We start from the raw sequence: 20,075 nt of genomic DNA on the forward strand, positions 1-20,075 counted from the left end.
TCCCTGGCGGCATTCCCACGCAGAGCGTGGGAACGATCAGTCAGCGGGCAAAAAAAAAGCCCTACCGCAATGCGATAGGGCTTTTGTCATTGCAACGACCCAGGGCTCAGCGCCCGATGGCTCGCGCCGCATCAGCGGTGTACTGGTCCGGGGTGAACTTGCCTTCGTTGAGGATCGGGCCTTTCTTCGATTCGTTGGTCATGCCGTAGCCGGTGTACTGGCCGGAGTTCAGGTCCATGAAGAACTGCGAACCGGCCTGCCAGCCGCTCATGTCAGGGTGGTAGTAGTAGTTGATCATGGCGTGTTTCCACAGCTGCCCACGGGCATCGTAGTTGTCGGCCATGACGGCGTTCCAGGTATCTTCATCGATGAACAGCACACGCTTGCCGTAGACATGACGGAAGCCTTCCTTCAAGTTGGCTTCCACCACCCATACACGGCGCAACTCGTAACGCATGAAGTCCGGGTTGGGATGGTTCGGTGTAAGGATGTCGGCGTACTTGACCGTCCCGGTATTAGGCTTGAATGCGTTGGCCGGGCTGTAGATCTCGCGCTTGCCGATCAGCTTCCAGGAGAAGCGCTCCGGTGAACCGTTGAACAAGCGGTCCTCGTCGACGGTCATGGTGCCGTTGGTGCCGATCATCGGTTGATCGTAACCATAACCCGGCAGTTGCCGTACGCGTCGGGTCGATGGGCTGTAGGACCAGGCCTGACGCGCATCGGTGCCATAGTTGTAGGGTTCATGGGCAATACTGAGGTTACCGTTGTCCCGGGCCGGTTTCAGGGTCATGTTGTTACTTAGGGCCGAGAGCTTGTCTTCCGTGCGGGAATCGACGGTGGGTGAGTTGGCCAACGACAGGTTACGCGCGTAGGCACGCCCCCAGCCAATGTTGCCGTTGGGCAGGACCGACGCCAGGTCGGAGGTCTTTTCCTCCGTGTAGGCACGGGCTGGCAGTTGGTGGTTCCACAACACTTCCACGCCGCTTTTAGGGATCGGGAACGGCACCTGGCCAATCCCGGTGAACCCGTCGCCGTTGTTGACCAGCTTGGCGTGCAACGCGTTGTCCATCGCGCGGCGGCAGACATAATCGGGGTAGCGGAAATCCCGGTGGCCTGGATAAATATTCATCTTGTAGGTGGTCGGGTATTTCTTCAGCAGGGTCTTCTGCCCTTCCGTCAGGCGCGACTCGTACTGGCTCATGTTCTGCGCAGTGATCACCAGGATCGGCTTTTCCGCGGCATAAGGATCTACCGGCTGGTCGCCGGAGTACTTCACATGATTCCAGCCTGGCACTTCACCCAGGTACTTGCCGGTGTACGGCGGAATGGTGCCCTCGGCGTTGCCTGCTTGCTCGGCGCCGACACAGGTCAGTTCCTTGCCCAGTTTGGCGGCTTCCTGAGGTGACACCTCGGCGTGCGCAGAACCCATCAGCCCGCTATTGGCTGTGACTGCGACCGCGAGCATGAGACCTGTTCTTGTTATTTTCATGTAATGCCTCCTTCGCTGATAAGGCTTTGTGGTGTGTACCCATTGTTCGTGTTCTGCCGGCCCCAACATCGTCCGGAAAGACTAAGGCGGCGTTATGCGTCCAGTTTTTCTTGCAGCTGTGCCTTGAGCACCTTGCCGGTGGCATTGCGGGGCAAGGGTTCGAGTACCCGATAGACCTGTGTCGGCACTTTGTAGGCAGCCAGGCGCTCGGCAATGAATGCGCAGATCTGCGCCGCTTGGGGCAGCGTCGATGCCTGGCCATGCACGGCCAGCCCCACCGTCTCCCCCAGCAGCGGGTCGGCGATGGCGAATGCAGCCGCTTCCAGGACACCGGGCATATCGAGGACGCAGGTTTCAACTTCAGCGGCGGAGATCTTTTCGCCACCGCGGTTGATCAACTCCTTGACCCGGCCGGTAATGCTGAGGAAACCCTCATCGTCGAGGTAACCGATGTCGCCGGTATCGAGCCAACCGTCGCGCAGGCTTTGCGCAGTGGCCTCGGGCAGGTTCCAGTAGGCGCTCATCAAGGTTGGCGAACGCAACCAGATCACCCCGCGAGTGCCCGTCGGCTGCGGCTGCTCGGGGCTTTCACCGATGCGGATGTCGACAATCGGCAATGCCCAACCTGCTGTCGCCGGCTTGTAGACAAACGGATCACCACCAATCGCCGCGCCGATGCCGTTGCTTTCGGTCAGGCCGTAGCCGGCTCCGCCGATGACGTCGGGCTTGATCTTGAGCATGTCGTCGAGCACGTTGGCGGACGATGCGCCGCCGCCCAGGCCCAGACCGAACAGGCTGGCGGTCTGCTCACTGCCAAAGCGCGGCGAGGCGAGCAATTGCTGCATCATCACCGGGGCACCGTTGAACTGGGTGCAGCGCTCGTCGCGAATCAGGTCGATCGCGCGTTCGACATCCCACTTGTACATCAGCATCAAGCGTCGACCGCCGCGCAATGCCGACAAAAACTGCGCATGCAAGCCGCTGACATGGAACAGCGGAACAGCCGCCAGCGTGGTGGGTGGATAACCGCTGTTGATCACCACACCGACACGCTCGGGCGAACTCATGGCGCAAAACGCGCCCTGGAAATCCAGGGCAAACAGCGCCTGGCAGATTGCCCGGTGACTGGACACGACGCCCTTGGCGCGGCTGGTGGTGCCGGAGGTGTAGAGGATCAGCGCTGGTGCGCCAGGATCTATTTCCAGCGTTGGTACAGGTTGTGCGGGGGCGCTGATCAAGTCCTCGAAACGCAGGCAGTACTCGGGCAAGGCAGGATCCTCAGCCCCGACGACGATCGTGGTGCGCTGCTCGCGGGCCAGGTCTTCACGCAGGGTATTGAGGCGCGCTTCGTCGCACAGCAGCAGGCGCGAACCGCTGTCCTGCAACGCGTATTGCAACTCGTCGCGCAAGCCCCAACTGTTGAGCGGCACACACACCGCGCCGCAGCGCTGGATCGCCGCGAAGGCCACCAGCCATGCCGGCTGGTTGCGCATGGCAATCGCTATCCGATCGCCCGGCTGCACACCAAAATTGGCAACCATCTGCCCGGCCAGGCGGTCGACCTGGTCGAAGTATTGGTTGAAGGTCAGGCGTTGCGATTGCCACATCAGAAATTCGCGATCGCCGTGGACTCGACCGGCGTCGATGACTTGCAGCAGGTCGTGGGGGGCGTGACGGAAGTAGCGTGGAGCGCCGTCATCGGGCGTCACCACTTCAAAGGGCGAGCCGGGGGCGATCAGTTGGCGCCACGCGGTTTGCCAGAGTTCGATGCTCATTTTTGTTTTCTCCAGAACGGGCGAAGGACCTGTGGGCGCGGCTCGGCATTCAACATCTTCATCGCCTGACACTCCGATATCGCGGGCAAGCCCGCTCCCACAGGGTTTTGTGTGGTGTGCAGGTGTCGTGTACACCCGCGATCCTTGTGGGAGCGGGCTTGTCCGCGAAGGGGCCGGCACATTCAACATCTTCATGGCCTGACACTCCGCCTTCGCGAGCAGGCTCGCTCCCACAGGGGTGTTGTGTGGTGTGCAGGTGTCGTGTACACCCGCGATCCGTGTGGGAGCGGGCTTGCCCGCGAAGGGGCCGGCACGTTCAACATCCTCATTGCCTGGTACTCCGCCTTCGCGAGCAAGCCCGCTCCCACAGGGGTGTTGTGTGGTGTACAGGTGTCGGGTACACCCGCAATCCTTGTGGGAGCGAGCCTGCTCGCGAAGGGGCCGGCACGTTCAACATCCTCATTGACTGGCACTGCGCCTTCGCGAGCAGGCTCGCTCCCACAGGGGTTTACGCGTTGGTCGAATAGCGTTCGCAATGGAAATCCCGGTCACCCAGGCAGCTCTGCGCAACGCGCACGCGCTTGAGGTACAGGCCGACATCCAGCTCGTCGGTGACGCCGATGCCGCCGTGCATCTGTACCGCTTCGTTGGCGACCTTGATCGCCGTGTCACCGGCCTTCCATTTCGCCAGGCTGACCAGTCGAGCGCGGGCCCGAGGGTCGAGGCCGGTGTCATCCAGGGTCGCCAGCGCGGCCATCAGGGCGCTGCGGCTCAGCGCCAGGTCGATGTACATCTTCGCGGCGCGATGTTGCAGGACCTGGAAGGTGCCAATCTGCGTGTCGAACTGCACACGGGTCTTGAGGTACTCCAAGGTGGTTTCGAACAGCTGCTCCGCCATCCCCAACAGTTCCGCCGCGAGGCAGGCGCGGCCCCGGTCCAGTGCTGTTTCCAGCACGGCCCAGCCCTCGCCCAGGTTGCCCAGCAGCGCGTCACTGCCCAATTGCACCTGATCCAGTTGCAGGCGTGCGTGGTTGCGCGAATCGATTTGCGGCAAGGCGCTGACCGTCAAGCCCGGCGTACCGGCCGGCACCAGGAACAGGCTGATGCCTTGCGTCTCACCCGGCTGCCCGGACGTGCGTGCCGCCACCGCGTAGGCATCGGCACCCAGGCCATCGACGACCCAGAACTTGTCGCCGTGCAAGCGATAGCCCTGCCCTTCGGCCTTGGCCTCAAGGGCAATGCGACTCGGATCGTGGCGCGAGTGTTCGTCCACGGCCAAGGCCAGGCGCTGATCGCCACCGATCAGCGCTGGCAACCACTGCGCCTTCTGCGCCGCATTACCCGCCAGTTGCACCAGCGAGCCGCCCAGCACCACGCTGGACAACAGCGGCGTGGCAGACAGGTTGCGGCCCATGGATTCGAAAATCGGCCCAAGGCCCTTGCAACCGAAATCCAGGCCACCGAACTCTTCGGGAAACGCAATTGCGCTCCAGCCCAACTCTACCGCGTCACGCCACAGCTGCGGCTCGAAACCCAGGGCCACCGCCTCATCCCGCAACCGACGCTGGGCACTCACCGGACTGCGGGCAGCGAGAAAGTCCCGGGCGCTGTCGGCCAGCAAACGCTGGTCATCGTTGTAACGCAGGCTCATGGGGTGACTCCTTTTTTAGCGTCGGGCAAGCCCAGCACGCGCTTGGCGATGACGTTGAGTTGGACCTCCGAGGACCCGCCGGAAATGGTCAGCGCATAACTGTTCAACCAGGAACGGGTGACCGCCAGTTGCTGCTCGCTGAACGCCGGACTATTCCAGCCGAAGGCGTGCCCGGCCATGGCATCGAGTAGCACTTCGAACTTGTCGCGCTCCTGTTCAGTGTGCGTAAGCTTCATGATCGACATCAGGCCGCCGATGTCATCGCCGGCCCGTGCTTCCTCACCCATGCGCTGCACCGTCAGGTTGTAGGCATGTTCATTCATCGCGCAGGCCGTCGCCCGCGCCTGCAAGGCATGCTCGCCCTGGGTCTGTGGTGCCGGCACGTATTGGCGCATCAGCGCCAGCAGGTCGACGTGCGACGGCAAGCTGAACTCGCCGAATTTCGACATCGCCTTGCGTTCGTGCTGCAACAGGTACTTGGCCAGGTTCCAGCCGCCATTGAGCGGCCCGATCAACTGGCTCTTGGGCACCTTGACGCTGTCGAAGAACACCTGGCAGAACGCCGACTTGCCGCTGATCAAATCGATCGGTTGCGGCTTGACCCCGGGGCTGCGCATGTCCAGCACGATCAGGCTGATGCCTTCGTGTTTCGGCGCGTTGAAGTCGGTGCGCACCAGGGCATACATCCAGTCGGATTTGTCGCCGTAGGAGGTCCAGATCTTGCTGCCGTCCACCACGAAGTGGTCACCGGCATCGCGGGCAGCCATTTTCAGGCTGGCCAGGTCAGAACCGGCGTTCGGCTCGGAGAAGCCTTGGCACCAGCGCACTTCACCGCGGGCAATCGGCGGCAGCAGGTCGCGTTTCTGTTGCTCACTGCCATAGGCCAGCAATACCGGCCCGAGCATCCAGATGCCGAGGTTGATCTGCGGCGGCCGGCACTTGATGCGGCGCATCTCGCTTTCCAGCACCGCCAGTTGCTCGTCGTTCAGGCCGGCGCCGCCATATTCTTCGGGCCACTCAGGGCAGAACCAGCGCTTGTCGCGCATGCGCTCGAACCACAGGCGCGCGTCTTCACAGGGAAATTGCGGGTTCTGGCTGCCCCACACCACATCGCCTTCCGCCATGCCCGTGCGCATGGACGGCGGGCAGTTGGCCTCCAGCCAGGCACGGGTGTCCTGCCGAAATTGTTCGATCGTGCTCATGAAAGTCCCCTTCGACCCGCCCCGGATCCGGGGCGAGTACGGTTCTTGTTGTTGATGGACGAGCGTCAGCGCAGGGTGCGCGGCATGCCGAGGCCAAACTGGGCGATCAGTTCGCGCTGGATTTCATTGGTGCCGCCGCCGAAGGTCAGGGTCGTTGCAGAGCGCAATTCATACTCCAGGTCACCCTCCAACAGCGTCGCCGCCGAACCGCTGCGCATCGAACCATTGGCACCGACGATCGCCGCCAGCTTGCGCAGGATCTCGATGGCCGACTCCGAGCCAAACACCTTGGTGGTCGAACTCAGCGCGACGCTCATGCGGTCGAGCTCGAGATCGGCGGCTATGCGCATGTTGATCAGGCGCATCGCCTCCAGGCGCGCGTAACACTCGGCCAGCGAGCTGCGCACCCAGGCTTTGTCCATCGCCCGACGGCCCTGTTCATCGCGGGCCCGCGCCCACAGGTAAACCCGGCGAAACAGCGCCACGACTTTGTCCGACCAGGTACCCAGGCCGAGGCGCTCGTGGTTCAACTGCGAGGTGATGAGTTTCCAGCCACCGTGCAACTCACCGACCAGCATCTCGTTGGGCACCCGTACGTTGTCGTAGTAGGTGGCCGCCGTCGGAGTGCCAACGGTATGGATCAGCGTGTGGGAGAAGCCCGGTGTCGTGGTATCGACGATCAGCAGCGAGATGCCTTTGTGCCGCGCCTGGGTCGGATCGGTACGGGCCGCCAGCCAGACGAAATCAGCCGATTCGGCACCTGAGGTCCACAGCTTGTTGCCATTGACCAGGAAACCTTCATCGTCCTGACGGGCACTGGTTTTCAGCACGGCCAGGTCGCTGCCGGCGTCGGGTTCGGAATAACCGATGGCGAACATGATTTCGCCCGCGGCGATCCCTGGCAGAAAGCGCTCTTTCTGCAGCTCGCTGCCATGGGCCATCAAGGCCGGGCCGACGGTGCTGATGGTCACGAACGGCAGTGGCGCCCCGGCGATGTTGGCTTCTTCGAAGAAGATCAACTGTTCGGTGGCGGCATAGCCCTGGCCGCCATGGGCCTTGGGCCAGCCAACCGCGAGCCAGCCGTCGCGGCCCATCTGGCGGATGGTCTGGCGAAACAGCTCGCCGCCTTCCTTGCCGCGCAACTGCGCGCGCATGTCCGGGGTCATCAGGGCCTGGAAATAGTCCCGCACCTTGTGGCGCAGGGCATGTTGTTCGGGAGTGAGGTCGACGAACATCTGCTGCTCCTTAGGCTGTGCCGAGTATCAGGCCGCTGGTGGGTACGCCGGTGCCGGCGGTGACCAGCACGTTCTGCACATCCGCCACCTGGTTGACCGCCGTGCCACGCACCTGGCGTACCGCTTCGGCGATGCCGTTCATGCCGTGGATATAGGCCTCGCCCAATTGCCCGCCGTGGGTGTTGATCGGCAGTTTGCCGCCACGGGCGTGGTGCCCGGCGCGGATGAATTCCTTGGCTTCGCCGCGTTTGACGAAGCCGAACTCTTCCAGCTGCGGCAAAACGAACGGGGTGAAGTGGTCGTAGATCACCGCGGTCTGGAACGCGTCCGGGCCCAGGCCCGACTGGCGATACAGTTCGCGGGCGACCACGCCCATTTCCGGCAGCCCGGTGATGTCGTCGCGGTAGAACGAGGTCATGCTCTGCTGGCCATGGCTGATGCCTTGGGAGCCGGCCTTGATGGTCACCGGCTTCTGCCGCAGGTCGCGGGCACGCTCGGCCGAGGTGATGATCATCGCTACGGCGCCATCGGATTCCTGGCAGCAGTCGAGCAGGTGCAGCGGTTCGCAGATCCAGCGCGAGGCCTGGTGTTCTTCCAGGGTGATCGGCTTGCCATGGAAAAACGCCTGGGGGTTGGTCGCAGCGAAATCCCGCGCCGCCACCGCGACACGGCCAAAATCTTCGGAGGTGGCGCCATAGGTGTGCATGTAGCGCTGGGCGAACATCCCGACCCAGGCGGCTGGCGTATGGAAGCCGTGGGGCATGTACCAGCCGTAGTTGACGTTGTCGAAGGTCGGCGTCGAAGCGAAGCCGTAGGCACCGGTGCCGAAGCGATACCAGGAACGCTCGTTCATGGCCCGATACACCACCACCACTTTCGCCACGCCGGTGGCCACCGCCATCGCCGCGTGCATCACCGGGCCGCAGGCCGCGCCGCCGCCATGGGGCACCTGGGAGAAGAACTTAACGTCCTTGCACCCCAGCAGACGGGCGATTTCGTACTCCGGGACCTTGTCCACCGAGTAGGAGCTGAAGCCCTCTACTTCGCTTGGGTCGATGCCGGCATCCTTAAGCGCACTCAAGGTGGCCTCCAGGGCCAGGCGCAATTCGGTGCGTCCGGAGTTCTTGGAAAATTCGGTCGCGCCGAGGCCAACGATCGCGGCGCGCCCGGAAATCGATGAATCAGTCATCTGTGTCTCTCCGGCTGTCAGGGCAGGACCAGCGCGACCGTGCCGGTCACGTGGTTGCCCATGGAATTTTTGCCGCTCAAGGTGATTTCCACCGCGCGGGTGTCGGCATCGAGCGCGCTGACGCTGCCGCTGAAGGTCATGCAATCACCGGGATAATTCGGCGCGCCGAGCTTGATTTTCAGCGCGGTGAATTGCGCCAGCGGCCCGGCCCATTGTTCGATGAAGCGCTGCACCAACCCGTTGGTGGTGAGGATGTTCATGAACACATGGGGCGAACCCAGGGCACGGGCCGCCTCAGCGTCGTGGTGACCGGGAAAGTAATCACGGGTGGCAATCGCCCCGCCGTTGATCAGGGTCACGGTGATCGGCACCGCGAGCTCCGGCAGTACTTCGCCGGGGCGCACGTCTTCAAAGCGCTTGGTGTTCTTCGAGGTCATATTTCCATCCCAGCTTGTCGTTATCGTTGAGCCAGTCGCCCAGGCGTTCCAGGTTGGCTGCCGAGCCACCCAGGGCAAGGGACAGGCCGCGACTCCAGTAGAGAAAACGGTGGATCGGGTACGTCAGGTCGACGCCGATACCGCCATGCACGTGTTGGGCGGTGTGGCCGATGCGGTGCCCCGCTTCACAGGCCAGCCAGGCGGTGGCCAGGGCTTCGGAAGGCGCCGGCAAGCCGGCATCGATGCGGTAGGCCAATTGCCAAAGCGCCGTGCGCAAGGCTTCGACGGCGATATGGTTGTCGGCCATGCTCATCTGCACCGCCTGGAAGCTACCGATGACCCGCTCGAACTGCCGACGCTCGCTGACATAGACCACGGTGCGGCGGATCTGCTCTTCGCTGACCCCCAGTTGCAGGGCCGCCAATGCCGCCACGCTGCGCAGCTCCAGCCAGGCGACCGCCTCGGCCGGCAACAGCGCCGCCGCGTTCACGGTCAAGCCCTGGATGTGCAGGTCGGCCGCCGCTTCGCCGTGGGTCATCACTGCCGGCACCCGCTTTATCTCGGGCGCCGACAGATCGAGCAGCAGCAAACGTGGCTGCGCGTCGACGTCTACCAACACCAGCGCGGCCTGGGATTGCTCGCCCAATGCCAGGGCCGCGACCCGGCCGTTGACCGACCAGCCGTCGGCGCACGGACAGGCTTGCAACTCGATACCCAGCGCGCTGCTCAGGCCCTCCATGGACAGGCTCAACAGCGCCTCGCCGGTTGCTGCCCTCGCTACCCAGCCGGCACTGTCGCCAGCATCAAAACGGGCCAGGGTCGCGGCGGCCAATTGATGACGCCACAGCGGCACCTGGGCCAGGGCCTTGCCCTGGGCTTGCAGCACCAGCATCAGTTCGGTCATGCCCAGGCTGCTGCCACCGTGCTCTTCGGGAATGGCCAGGGCATGCAACCCGGTCTCGATGCACAGCGCCCACAGCGGCGCCATTATCGGCTCGCCGCTGGTATCCCACTGGCGCATATAGTCGTCATGGCAGTGGTCGACAAACAGGCCGTCGGCCATCTGCGCAATGGCGCGCTGGTCTTCGCTCAATTCGAAATCCATGGGGGCTCCTATGCCTCTACCGGCCGAAACATCGGCAGGGTCAGCTGGTCATCGAAGGTCTGGAACTCGACCTGCAACGGCTGGCCGATCTGCAACTGGTCCCGCTCGACACCGACCAGGCCGGCGATCAGGCGCACGCCTTCGGCCAGCTCGATCAGGCCGATCGGGTTGGGGTAATCGAACGGCGGCACTTCGGGGTAGTGCATCACCACGAACGAATACAAGGTGGCGCGGCCGCTGGCCTGCACAGTGTCCCAGTCGAAGCTGTGGCACTGGATGCACACCGGTGCCGGTGGATGACGCAAGGTCTGGCACGCGGTGCAGCGCTGGATCAGCAACTGGCCCTGCTCGCAGCCCTCCCAGAAGAACCGCGTGTCATCGCTGATGCCCGGCAGCGGGCGCTTGGCCTTGGCCGGTGCTGACTCAACCTTTGCCGGCGCCTGGGCATTGGCCGCTCGGAACTTGAAGACGCGAAACAGCAACTCGCCGACCGGCTCATCGCCACCGGCTTTTTCGACGAAATGGCTCATCACCAGGGTGACGAAGAAACCAGTGCCCAAGGCGGTGGTTTTCTCATCGCCGACCGAATCCAGGCGCGTGGTGTAGTAGAGTTTTTCCCCCAAGCGCACCGGGCGGGTGAAGCTCAGTTCGGAGTTCACCGCCACGGTGGAGGCGTAGCCGTAGGCTTCCATTTCCTTGAGCACCTCGTAAGGGTTCTCGTCGGTGGAGCCAGGTGGATAGTTGTTGGCGTGCAGGCCTTCCATGGTCCACACCTGCAGCATCGCAGGCGGGGCGATCAGGCCCTCATGTGCGGTGCCCAGGGCGAAACCCGCATCGGTGTACAACGGGTTGTCCACGCCCATGACTTCGCACCACTGGCGAATCATCGGTGCGTTGACCTCGTCCCAGGCATACACGCGGCCGTACTCGCGCCCCACCAGGGCGCGCACATTGGATAGCAATTGTGGATCAGCCAAAGTCGTCTCCTTCACATTGAAGGCGGCCACCGAACCCGGTCGCCGCAATAGGTCGATCAGGTGGGCAGCACCTGCGCGGCACCGAGAAATGCCGGGCGTTCACCACCGCCATGCAGCAACAGGTTGCAACCGCTGGCGTAACCGGCCAGCGGCGATGCGATGTAGAGGCAGGCGTTGGCGATGTCTTCGGCCACGGCCATGCGGCCCGCCGGAATGCCGGCAGCCACAGCGGCGATACCGGCCTCGGAGCCATAGTGCAGATGCGCCTGTTCGGTCAGCACCAGGCCCGGGCTGACCGTGACCACCCGCACCTTGGGCCCCCACTCCACCGCCAGCGATTGCACCAGCGCCAGCACCCCGGCCTTGGCCGCGCCGTAAGCGGCGGTGCCTGGCGAGGAACGCAGCGCACTGATACTGCCGATGAAGACGATGCAACCGCCTTGGGTCTGTGCCTGCATCAGCCGGTTGGCGTGCTGGGCGACATTGAGCGGGGCGATCAGGTTCAGACTGATGATGCTTTCATGAAACCTCGGCGAGGCCGTGGCCGCGTCGGTGGCAGGGCTGCCACCGGCGTTGTTGATCACCACGTCGAGGCGGCCGAAATCGCGCTCGATGGTGGCGAACAGGCGTTGCAGGGAATCGTGGTCGCGCACATCGGCGGCAATGAAGGTTGCGCGCTTGCCGGCCAATGTCGGCACCTGATCAGGTTCGCGCCGGGCACAGATGATCACCCGAGCGTTCGCGGCGAGAAATCCCAGCGCGATACCGGCGCCGATGCCCTTGGTGCCACCGGTAACCAGCACCACCTTGCCGCTGTAATCAAGACCCGAATGCAGCTCCATCATGTGCTCCTTTTCTACTGACAAGGATCACTCTAGGGACGAACCGCGGGCCAAACTACGTCTGAACGGACGATGAAAATTCAGCGGCGTGAACAGGACACTGGCGATTATTCACACCTTGCCTGGTCTTCGAAGATGCCCACGTCCGACTCATCTGCTGCACCGGTTCTGCTCGAACACCCACTGCCCGGCGTGGCCCTGCTGCGACTCAACCGCCCCCACGCGACCAACGCCTTGAGCCTGGAACTGCAGGCGCTGCTGTCGCGTCATTTCAGTGAGTTGGCGATAGATCCCCAGGTGCGCTGCATCATCCTGACCGGCGGTGACAAGGTGTTCGCCGCTGGCGGCGACATCAACAGCATGGCCGGGGTCGGCGCCATCGATATCTACAAGCGCCACACCGAACGGGTCTGGGGGCCGATCCAGCACTGCCCCAAACCCGTGATCGCGGCCGTCTGCGGCTACGCCTACGGCGGTGGTTGCGAACTGGCGATGCACGCCGACCTGATCGTCGCCGGGCGCAGCGCACGCTTCTGCCAACCGGAAATCCGCATCGGCATCATGCCCGGCATCGGCGGTACCCAACGTCTGGTCCGGGCCGTGGGCAAGGTCAAGGCGATGCGCATGGCGCTCACCGGCCAACCCATCAGCGCCGAGGAAGCCTGGGTGGCCGGGCTGGTCAGCGACCTGGTGGACGATGACCAGGTACAGGCCCACGCCCTGGAGCTGGCGCGCGTCATCGCGGCGATGCCGGCACTGGCCGCCGAGCAGATCAAGGAGGTGATCCTGGCGGGTATGGATGCGCCACTGGAAGCTGGGCTGGCATTGGAGCGTAAGGCTAATGCGCTGCTGTTTGCGTCACGGGATCAGAAGGAAGGGATGCAGGCGTTTATCGACAAGCGGCCTGCGCGGTTTGAAGGGAATTGAAATCTTCCGGACGAAAATGCTGATCCCCGAATGTAGGGTTTTAAGGATTGAAAAATGACCTAAGGTGATGAATTCATTTTCATCCAGCCCACGAAGCAAGGGGATGTCCTGCGGCAGAAGGTGGTCGCTATCACGGCACCATGTCCTTCGGCTTTCCTGCTTCCGGCAGCCCCGTCCGCGCGTCCAACCTTTTAGCTTTGGCCATCTGTGCGACCAACGTCTCCGATGGAGCCTCGCTCGGCGTGAGCTGCTCGTTCTTCCACAGGAACGTTCCGTTCCACTCGGGCAAAGCTGCAGGAGGCAATGGCACAATAGAGTTTAGGTCGGGCACCCGCGGAGCGAATTTTCTCTCATCGATCAAGAAGATGCGGATCTTCTCGTATCTTTCATAACGCGCTGCGTCCTTTGCCATTGCTAGTGATGGTGGCCAGTTCGACTTGTCGCCAAAAGCCTCCCTAAGCCTGAACGCAGCACCGTTCTCTCCCATCATTATCGCTTGCTGGAATCCCGCCATCGCTTCGGTGTAGCGCCGGTTGTCGACTTGTTTGATGGCAAGCTCGTACATCGCACCGCCGTGTCCTTGTTGTGCGGCACAGCGATATAGCGGTAATGCGAATGCGATGTCCTTGGCCTTCGCACCGAATGCTTTGGCCAGTACGACCGATTCGACGTCGAGATACTGGGCCAGTCGGTATTGCGCCTCGGCATTGCCCAAGTCCGCCGCCTTGCGGTAAAGGATGAATGCTTCATGAAGGTTATATGCCTGGGCAAACCTGTTTGCCTGGAACCAATAACCCCGGGACGGATACTGCTGCGAGAGCAGCGTCGTCAGACGCTCGACCTCTTCCATGCGATTTCGACGAAGCTGGCTGATGACACCATCATAGGTATTATCAGTTAGCCTCCATTGTAGGTCGCGCAACGCTTCGGTCGCATCGGCGTTTCCAAATGCGGACGCGATACGGTAGTAACGACTTATGCGATTGAAATCATCGACGTTCTCACTTTTGAAATCACGCCCTCCATACAAGTAATCGAGATGTCGTGCAAAGGCGAACAGGTGTTGTGCATTTGCGTCCTGAGACACGACCGAAGGACCCGCATCATGCGTGCACACGAAATCTGAGCGTATACCGCTGGTCGTGACCGGCGATTCACGCCCAACGGCCACGTTGGAGCAAACCGCAAGCAGCGATGCGAACAGCGCCGCTAGTCCCACCTGCGTTGGCGTTTTCCTTTCCATGCTCTTAATCCTTTCGGCGTTTTTGGTGACTGTCCCTGCGTCACTTTGGTGTGTGCACGTACTGCGCGAACTCAGGGCGTTGAGTGCTAGAAGAACGGTATGCCGTTCGAAAGCTACAGCCCGCGTCGCCGAAAGTAAGTAGGAAACATCTGAAATTACCTGGCTCCTACAGATTTTCGTACCCCTGTAGGAGCTGCCGCAGGCTGCGATCTTTTGATCTTCTACTCCCGCGGATCAAACCGATCCAGCGCCCGGTTCACCGCCAACTCCCCCAGCATGATGACTTGCGCAATACCCAGCAGGGTATTGCGACTCGACCCCTGCGTGCGATCCGCCAGATCCAGGGCCATGACATTGGCTGAAGCCAGTGACTCACAGGCGTGGGCCAGGAGGGTTTCGGTATCGAGTTCAGGGTTTACGATGAACGTGGTGCAGAGTTTGCGCGGGGTGGCGTTGATGTCGGCGGCTGAGGGGATGGGGTCGTTGGGATTGTTTGAGTCGGAGTTTTCTGACGAGGATGTCGGATCGGGGTTCGGCGGATTCGGTGTGACCTTGAACATGGGTACTTCTCCAGTAGAGCCACGACTCTTTCGCGACTAAACGAAAGGGAGGCAGCTGTGCGCAAGTTAGTCGACCGGTAAAGCACCCAAACCCGGCGCGCCCGAAGGCGCCATGCGCACAGCCACCATCAAGTACAGGTGGATACCTGGCTGGATGACGCATGTGCAACCGTGAGGGAACTAACAGGGCGACTAAACCCGATCACTGATGGGCAGTGACGGGAGTCAAGTTACCGAGCGACCCCAGGGTGCACAAGCCGGCGGATTCTGGAGTAACGGTAGGCAACGACGCAAGGTGTTGTGGCTTTCGGGAATGGCCTTCCTACGAAGACTAGGACGATCAGAAGCGTCCTACGCATCCATCAGAAACGTCCTATTTCCACCTCGACCCGACTTCGTGAAGGCTTGCGAGGCTCGCACGCGGCTGCTCATAAAAATCATTTTGCCCGTGCGTGTGCCAGCGACTCTGGCGCTGACCGTTTCGCTGCCTGATCCCTTTTCGTTACAAGGAGCGTACCCACCATGGCCAAGCTGCTCGACTGGATTTTTGGACGCCACTACGACTCAAGCACCCCCAGTGCCATGCCCCAGGTCTGGCCAACCACTACCACCCAGCCCTCCCAGCCAACGGCGACCCCGGCAGCCGAACGCTTGCCGCCGCTGAAAAACTGGTGCCACCCGTTCAAGGACACGCGTGACCCGTTGCAACAACTGACCCACTTGGCCACCGCCACCGCCGGTTACTACCCTCTGGGCCGCAATGGCCTATGGCATGGCGGCGTGCATTTCGACAGCGGCACCGCCGTTGGCCTTAAGCAACAATCCCATGTGCACTGCCTGGCGGACGGCGAAGTGGTGGCTTACCGCATCGATACGAATTCGCCGAAAACGACGTACTTCGTCAATGAAGAAGTTGAAAAACCCTTCTCGCGCAACTTCGTGCTGGTCCGCCATCGCCTGCAGCCGCCAGCGATCCCGGACAGTACGGAGGCACCCCCGTGCCTGATCTTCTACAGCCTGTACCTGCACCTGCAGGATTGGGTGAAGTATGACGACGATCCGACGCTGGCGCGCCCGGGATTCTGGGGCGAAGTGCACCGGGTCAAGGCCACGGCGAATGATCCGCATCCTGACGATCCCGAACAACGCGGCGCGTACGTTTACTACCGCCCCCGGTCCGACAAGGTCGCTGACTTCTTGCCCCGCGGCGCCGAGGTGATCATCAGCGGCGACGGCGACTACCGCCGCCTGGAAAATCGCCTGGGCCCAGCCAGCCTGAGCAACGCCGATGGCTCACTGCGCGGTTACCTCGCCTCCCGGTTCCTGCAGTCGGTGGTGGACGGCCAGCATCGCATCGAAACGGCTAGAGGTGCACTCAAGGTGCGACCGGAAGCGAGCCTGCACAGCAAGGAAATCAGCGAACTGCCCAAAGGCACGATCGTCACCGTCAGCGGTGGAGGCGAATTTTGCAAGCTGGATCGGGTCACGCAGTGGGTACAGTTCGCTGCACTGCAAAGCGTGCTGGAACCGCTGGCGACGGACCGGATCGTGGCCCTCGACACCCCCGTGGCGATCAAGGCTGGAGACTTGATCGGCCACCTCGGCCTGTATCAGGACAGTGACGCAGATCAGCCGGAAAAGAAGCTGCACCTGGAATCGTTCAGCGGTGATGACGTCGAGGCGTTCATCGAAGCCAGCCGGGCTTGGGCCCAGCGCCTGCCGGAAAAAGACCGGACCTGGCTGAAGCTCGCCAAGGGCACTCCGGTGGTGGCGCCTGAAGGACATACCGCCGCGCAAATGCAGATGGCCAGTGCTTCAAGCCCAATCAGTGCGGCCGACTTGCTGGTCCCGAAGAAGTTGCTCGATGACCTGCCAGCGGACCGAAAAATCCAGGTGCCCGCGAGCCCGACCCGCAAAGCACGCACCTGGTATCGCCTGGAAAACTTGCTGCACGACGCCGATAACAATCTCCTCGATGGCTGGGTGTGTGAAGAGATTGGCGTAACGCCTTGGGTCAGTCCGTGGGCCTGGGAAGGCTATGACGTCATCATCGACTACAGCAGACCCAAACACTTGATGGCGTCTTTTCTCAGCGCCGTCGACCGTTTCACCGAAGCACAACGCGAACGTTATCGCGCCATTGCCGAAAAAGACGACAAGGGCCCGATGAAAAGCCGGTTGTACGCGATCATCGATCGCAACCGCGACGGCAAGATGACAGCCACTGAACTGCAAGCGGCCCTTAAGCTGCCGGCGTATGCGCAGTCGATTTCGCAGATGATCCTGTACAAGGAAAGCGAATGGTTTCAGCAGCCGAAGATCTGGGACGCCCTGGATGAGCTGCTCGGCCATAGCGGCTCGACGCCGCACTTGAACTGGTTGGCGGAGAAGCAGCGGATTGCAGAGCTGGGGTGGTGGAGGGACGTCGCAGAAAAGGTGGGGCTGCCTTCGTGGGGGAGTGCCTATCATTTTCATCCGTTTGGGATTCTTGGTAACTTCGCGAACCCCGTAAACGGAATGCTGAACTGCAAAATATGCGGTGCTACGCTCAAATTAACGAATGATTTTTTGAGCGAAATATGCGGCAACGAAGTAAACCCGCTTTTTATCAGTGCGATGGTCGATGCAGCTAAACACTTGTTCAAAAAGTACGGATTAGATAGCTGCGAACAAATCACCCACCTACTAGCACAAGCAAAGAAAGAGACTGGTGGGTTTGTACACTTTAGAGAGTCGCTAAACTACTCTAGGAGGACATACACTGCCGCCAAACTTTACAGACTGTCTCCGACTGTAATAAATGCGGGCTTCTCCAGAAAAGGGCTTTCTTTCTCGAGTGAAGAAGAAAAACTGGCTTGGATAGATCAGCATCTTATTGGTAACGATGTAGCTTACGGATTGCATTGTTATGGCAATTCTGAAAAGCCAGGGAAAGACTTCAGGGGGCGAGGGTTAATCCATCTCACTCACTATGAAACCTATAAGAAATGCGCCAAAGACACAGGTCTACCGATTGACTCTAATCCAGAGCTATTGGAGAAAGATTTCGCCGTCGCTATAGAAACAGCACTGTGGTTCTGGAAGGCAAGGCGCATATCCGCGATTGCGGAGGATCCGACCCTAAATGGGGATGCAGGTGTTACTGCGGTGACTCGCCCCATAAATATCGGGTTGGCAGGTTTGTCAGATCGCCAAAAATACAAGCGGGACATAACTGAAAAATTTACTGCCAATTTTGATAGTAGGTGCAAGCGAAATGATTAAATTAATTTTACTTCTGAGCTTTTTTTTTGGATCGACCGCTTTCGCAAGCAATGAAAAGTGCAGCAACGTTGGTCTTCGGGAAGCTTATAAATCCATGAGCACAAATGGATTGGACATATGTTTCGCCTACACAAAAGCAGATGTTCGAGCCGAAAAAAAGTTATCTAGCGATCCAGACGAAATATCTCTTTACTCAGTCGCCTCATCTAAAAAACCGAAACTTATTTTTCAATTCCCATATGCGGGCACGGAAGGAACAATCACCGACGCATTTTTCTTTACAGTTGAAGGGGAGTTCGAAGAAACGCTATTTGTTATTCACCGCATGGAAGCGCCAAAATCGTGGGACTCCGTGAGTGATATTTACAGCGTCAGTGTTTTTAGGTGGGAGGGAGACACTCTACTTCCCGATCAAAAGCGTACTCGTTTTTTTGATATAGGTGGGGATACTGCTGACGAGCACGGGAAACCAACTTATATGTACCCCTACAAAGATAAGAAAAGTATTGAGACTGCGATTGCTTCGCCCTTGTTTCACACCGTCGTTGCTGACGAAAAAGTCACAGGCACCATCATGGAAAAAACATTTCTTCATGGTGGTGGTTCGGAGCCGTTGCCGGAGTATTCAAACAAGATGTATTTAATCAAAGGGGACAGAGTTTTAGTGGAGGATACGACGGCCGGATGGTGCAGGGTTTTATACCAAACAAAGGTGAAGATAATTAAGAAGTGGGCGCAGTGTAAGTCAATAAATTTTTCAGTGATCAGGTGAATTTATGCCAATCAGACTGGACAAAATTCCTGCTCCCGCACTGCGCCCTCAATCACCTCGATTTTTACTTTGGCTCGGCCTGTTGTTGCTGTTCTGTTTGCTGGGCACAGGAGGAACGCTGTTGTTCGGTGACGAAACCGTACCTCAACGGCCTGCGGAGTTCTGGTGCGCGGCCTTGGTCTTTCCAATCCTGGGTTGGTTTGTGCTGGGTTTCGGGCGAGCGCTGTTATACGTCGGCGAGCATGGTGCCGCCGAAGGTTGGGATGAAGCTCGTGAAGAAGACCTGATCCGCAAGATTCGTCAGGGGCGTCGCTCGCAACAGGTGTTGGGCGTGAGTTTGCAGACGGCGCTTCAGCAGCCTGGTGATGAACCGTCAATACAACTGGAGGCTCTGCTGAGTGGAGCGAATGCGCTGAAGTCCCAAGCGTCCAGAATGGATGGAGCAATACTTCGCCATAGTTGCTTATCTTGCGATGCCGATGAAAATCCGGAAGCGCTGTTGCTGGGTATATGGGCGCAGACGCTCGCCGACCTCGCGCCAACATTAGCGCAGTTGCCTGCTGATCAACCTCTGGCCCTGTTGCTGGACGTCGAAACCGGTTTGCCGGAGAGCCAGTGGCGCCGAGTCTGGCGACAGGCGTGGCGCGAATCCGGTATTCGCCAGCCCGTTACCCCTGTCGATGGCCGCGGACTGGCTGCACTGGACCAGTGGCTCGACCGGCGTATCCGCGATCGGGCGTTGCTGCTGGTGGTGGCCGTGCAGTTTGCACCGCAGCAGCCTGAAGGCACGGCGGAAGCCGGCGTCGGGTTGTTGTTTGGCAACCGCCTGACGCAAACCACCTTAGCGCCAATAGCTTATCTTCACCGCCCGGAGCAGGAGCGCATGCCCTCCTCCGATGACCTGCTTTATGCCACGCGCCAGGCCCTTGATTGGGTGCCGCTTGAATCGACATCGATCGAGCGAGTTTGGCGAGTGGGCATCGACGCGCAACGTGCTGTCGCCATCGCCAGCGTATTGTCCAAAGTGCCCATGTCAGCCAACAAGACGGGGCTGTGCAACCTCGATGCAATGTTGGGTCATCCAGGCTGCGCGTCGCCTTGGCTAGCCATCGGTGCCGGGACGCAGGCCGTCCAGCGCGGTGCTGGGTCGCAATTCATCTTCAGTGGCGGTGCTGCTGCAGCTGGGCTGTGGGGCACGGTGTTGATGCCGGTATCACCCATTCAACCTTGCCTGGGCGACTAAACCTGATCACTGAAGATCAGTGAGGCTAACCAGGTTTCCGAGCCACCCCAAGGCGCACAAGCCGTCTGATTCAGATACGCCTTCGCCTGCAGGAGCACGCGGGCGGCGGCGATCCGGCTTACCCGTGGACTGTGACACCGTGTCATCGTTCTTCGCGGGCAAGC

Annotated in this window: 16 protein-coding genes; 4 read left to right on the forward strand and 12 right to left on the reverse strand. The window is 60.7% G+C overall.

All coding sequences use genetic code 11. The features are described from left to right. Window positions 1-106: 106 nt before the first annotated feature. From HGP31_RS20895 to HGP31_RS20940, 10 genes are all read right to left on the reverse strand, one after another. Entirely contained in the window at window positions 107-1,489 is a 1,383-nt protein-coding gene (locus tag HGP31_RS20895) for a DUF1329 domain-containing protein (RefSeq protein WP_020801281.1), read from the reverse strand. A gap of 92 nt (window positions 1,490-1,581) precedes the next feature. After that, window positions 1,582-3,264: a class I adenylate-forming enzyme family protein gene (locus HGP31_RS20900; RefSeq protein WP_151142827.1), complete on the reverse strand. Its 1,683-nt coding sequence runs from the start codon at window positions 3,262-3,264 to the stop codon at window positions 1,582-1,584. 508 nt (window positions 3,265-3,772) lie between these two features. Further along, entirely contained in the window at window positions 3,773-4,915 is a 1,143-nt protein-coding gene (locus tag HGP31_RS20905) for an acyl-CoA dehydrogenase family protein (RefSeq protein WP_020801279.1), read from the reverse strand. Next, window positions 4,912-6,117, reverse strand: a complete 1,206-nt coding sequence (locus HGP31_RS20910; protein ID WP_168758574.1) for an acyl-CoA dehydrogenase family protein — start codon at window positions 6,115-6,117, stop codon at window positions 4,912-4,914. Before HGP31_RS20910 ends, HGP31_RS20905 begins: the two co-directional genes overlap by 4 nt. A gap of 65 nt (window positions 6,118-6,182) precedes the next feature. Beyond that, a complete protein-coding gene (locus tag HGP31_RS20915) occupies window positions 6,183-7,352 on the reverse strand; it encodes an acyl-CoA dehydrogenase family protein (RefSeq protein ID WP_020801277.1) in 1,170 nt (389 codons plus the stop codon). A gap of 10 nt (window positions 7,353-7,362) precedes the next feature. After that, a complete protein-coding gene (locus HGP31_RS20920; protein ID WP_020801276.1) occupies window positions 7,363-8,541 on the reverse strand; it encodes a lipid-transfer protein in 1,179 nt (392 codons plus the stop codon). A 17-nt stretch (window positions 8,542-8,558) separates the two neighbouring features. Next, the gene (locus HGP31_RS20925) at window positions 8,559-8,978 is read right to left on the reverse strand and encodes a MaoC family dehydratase (RefSeq protein WP_033043866.1); all 420 of its coding nucleotides are present in this window, start codon (window positions 8,976-8,978) and stop codon (window positions 8,559-8,561) included. Further along, the gene (locus HGP31_RS20930; protein ID WP_168758575.1) at window positions 8,950-10,083 is read right to left on the reverse strand and encodes an acyl-CoA dehydrogenase family protein; all 1,134 of its coding nucleotides are present in this window, start codon (window positions 10,081-10,083) and stop codon (window positions 8,950-8,952) included. The genes HGP31_RS20925 and HGP31_RS20930 overlap by 29 nt, the downstream gene beginning before the upstream one ends. An 8-nt stretch (window positions 10,084-10,091) precedes the next feature. Then, entirely contained in the window at window positions 10,092-11,060 is a 969-nt protein-coding gene (locus tag HGP31_RS20935) for a bifunctional MaoC family dehydratase N-terminal/OB-fold nucleic acid binding domain-containing protein (RefSeq protein ID WP_168758577.1), read from the reverse strand. Window positions 11,061-11,116: 56 nt separating this feature from the next. Beyond that, on the reverse strand, window positions 11,117-11,902 hold the full coding sequence (locus HGP31_RS20940) for an SDR family oxidoreductase (protein ID WP_168758578.1): 786 nt from the start codon (window positions 11,900-11,902) through the stop codon (window positions 11,117-11,119). A gap of 135 nt (window positions 11,903-12,037) precedes the next feature. Between HGP31_RS20940 and HGP31_RS20945 the strand changes: the two genes are divergently transcribed. Further along, window positions 12,038-12,829: an enoyl-CoA hydratase gene (locus tag HGP31_RS20945; protein WP_168758579.1), complete on the forward strand. Its 792-nt coding sequence runs from the start codon at window positions 12,038-12,040 to the stop codon at window positions 12,827-12,829. Window positions 12,830-12,959: 130 nt separating this feature from the next. On the opposite strand, the gene HGP31_RS20950 is transcribed toward HGP31_RS20945, so the two are convergent. Both HGP31_RS20950 and HGP31_RS20955 read right to left on the reverse strand, forming a co-directional pair. Beyond that, entirely contained in the window at window positions 12,960-14,072 is a 1,113-nt protein-coding gene (locus tag HGP31_RS20950; RefSeq protein WP_168758581.1) for an SEL1-like repeat protein, read from the reverse strand. 221 nt (window positions 14,073-14,293) lie between these two features. Continuing rightward, window positions 14,294-14,632, reverse strand: coding sequence for a DUF6124 family protein (locus HGP31_RS20955; RefSeq protein WP_168758583.1), 339 nt, complete (start codon window positions 14,630-14,632; stop codon window positions 14,294-14,296). A gap of 522 nt (window positions 14,633-15,154) precedes the next feature. Here HGP31_RS20955 and HGP31_RS30605 point away from each other — a divergent pair. The 3 genes from HGP31_RS30605 to HGP31_RS20970 are packed head-to-tail and all read left to right on the forward strand — an operon-like array spanning window position 15,155 to window position 19,911. Next, complete coding sequence (locus tag HGP31_RS30605) at window positions 15,155-17,896, forward strand: glycoside hydrolase family 19 protein (protein ID WP_240963497.1); 2,742 nt, start codon at window positions 15,155-15,157, stop codon at window positions 17,894-17,896. Further along, window positions 17,889-18,668, forward strand: coding sequence for a hypothetical protein (locus tag HGP31_RS20965; protein ID WP_168758585.1), 780 nt, complete (start codon window positions 17,889-17,891; stop codon window positions 18,666-18,668). The genes HGP31_RS30605 and HGP31_RS20965 overlap by 8 nt, the downstream gene beginning before the upstream one ends. A 4-nt stretch (window positions 18,669-18,672) precedes the next feature. Then, window positions 18,673-19,911, forward strand: a complete 1,239-nt coding sequence (locus HGP31_RS20970) for a hypothetical protein (RefSeq protein ID WP_168758586.1) — start codon at window positions 18,673-18,675, stop codon at window positions 19,909-19,911. Window positions 19,912-20,075: the final 164 nt, after the last annotated feature.

This window comes from Pseudomonas umsongensis (genome assembly GCF_012647205.1).
Classification (GTDB): Bacteria; Pseudomonadota; Gammaproteobacteria; order Pseudomonadales; family Pseudomonadaceae; genus Aquipseudomonas; species Aquipseudomonas umsongensis.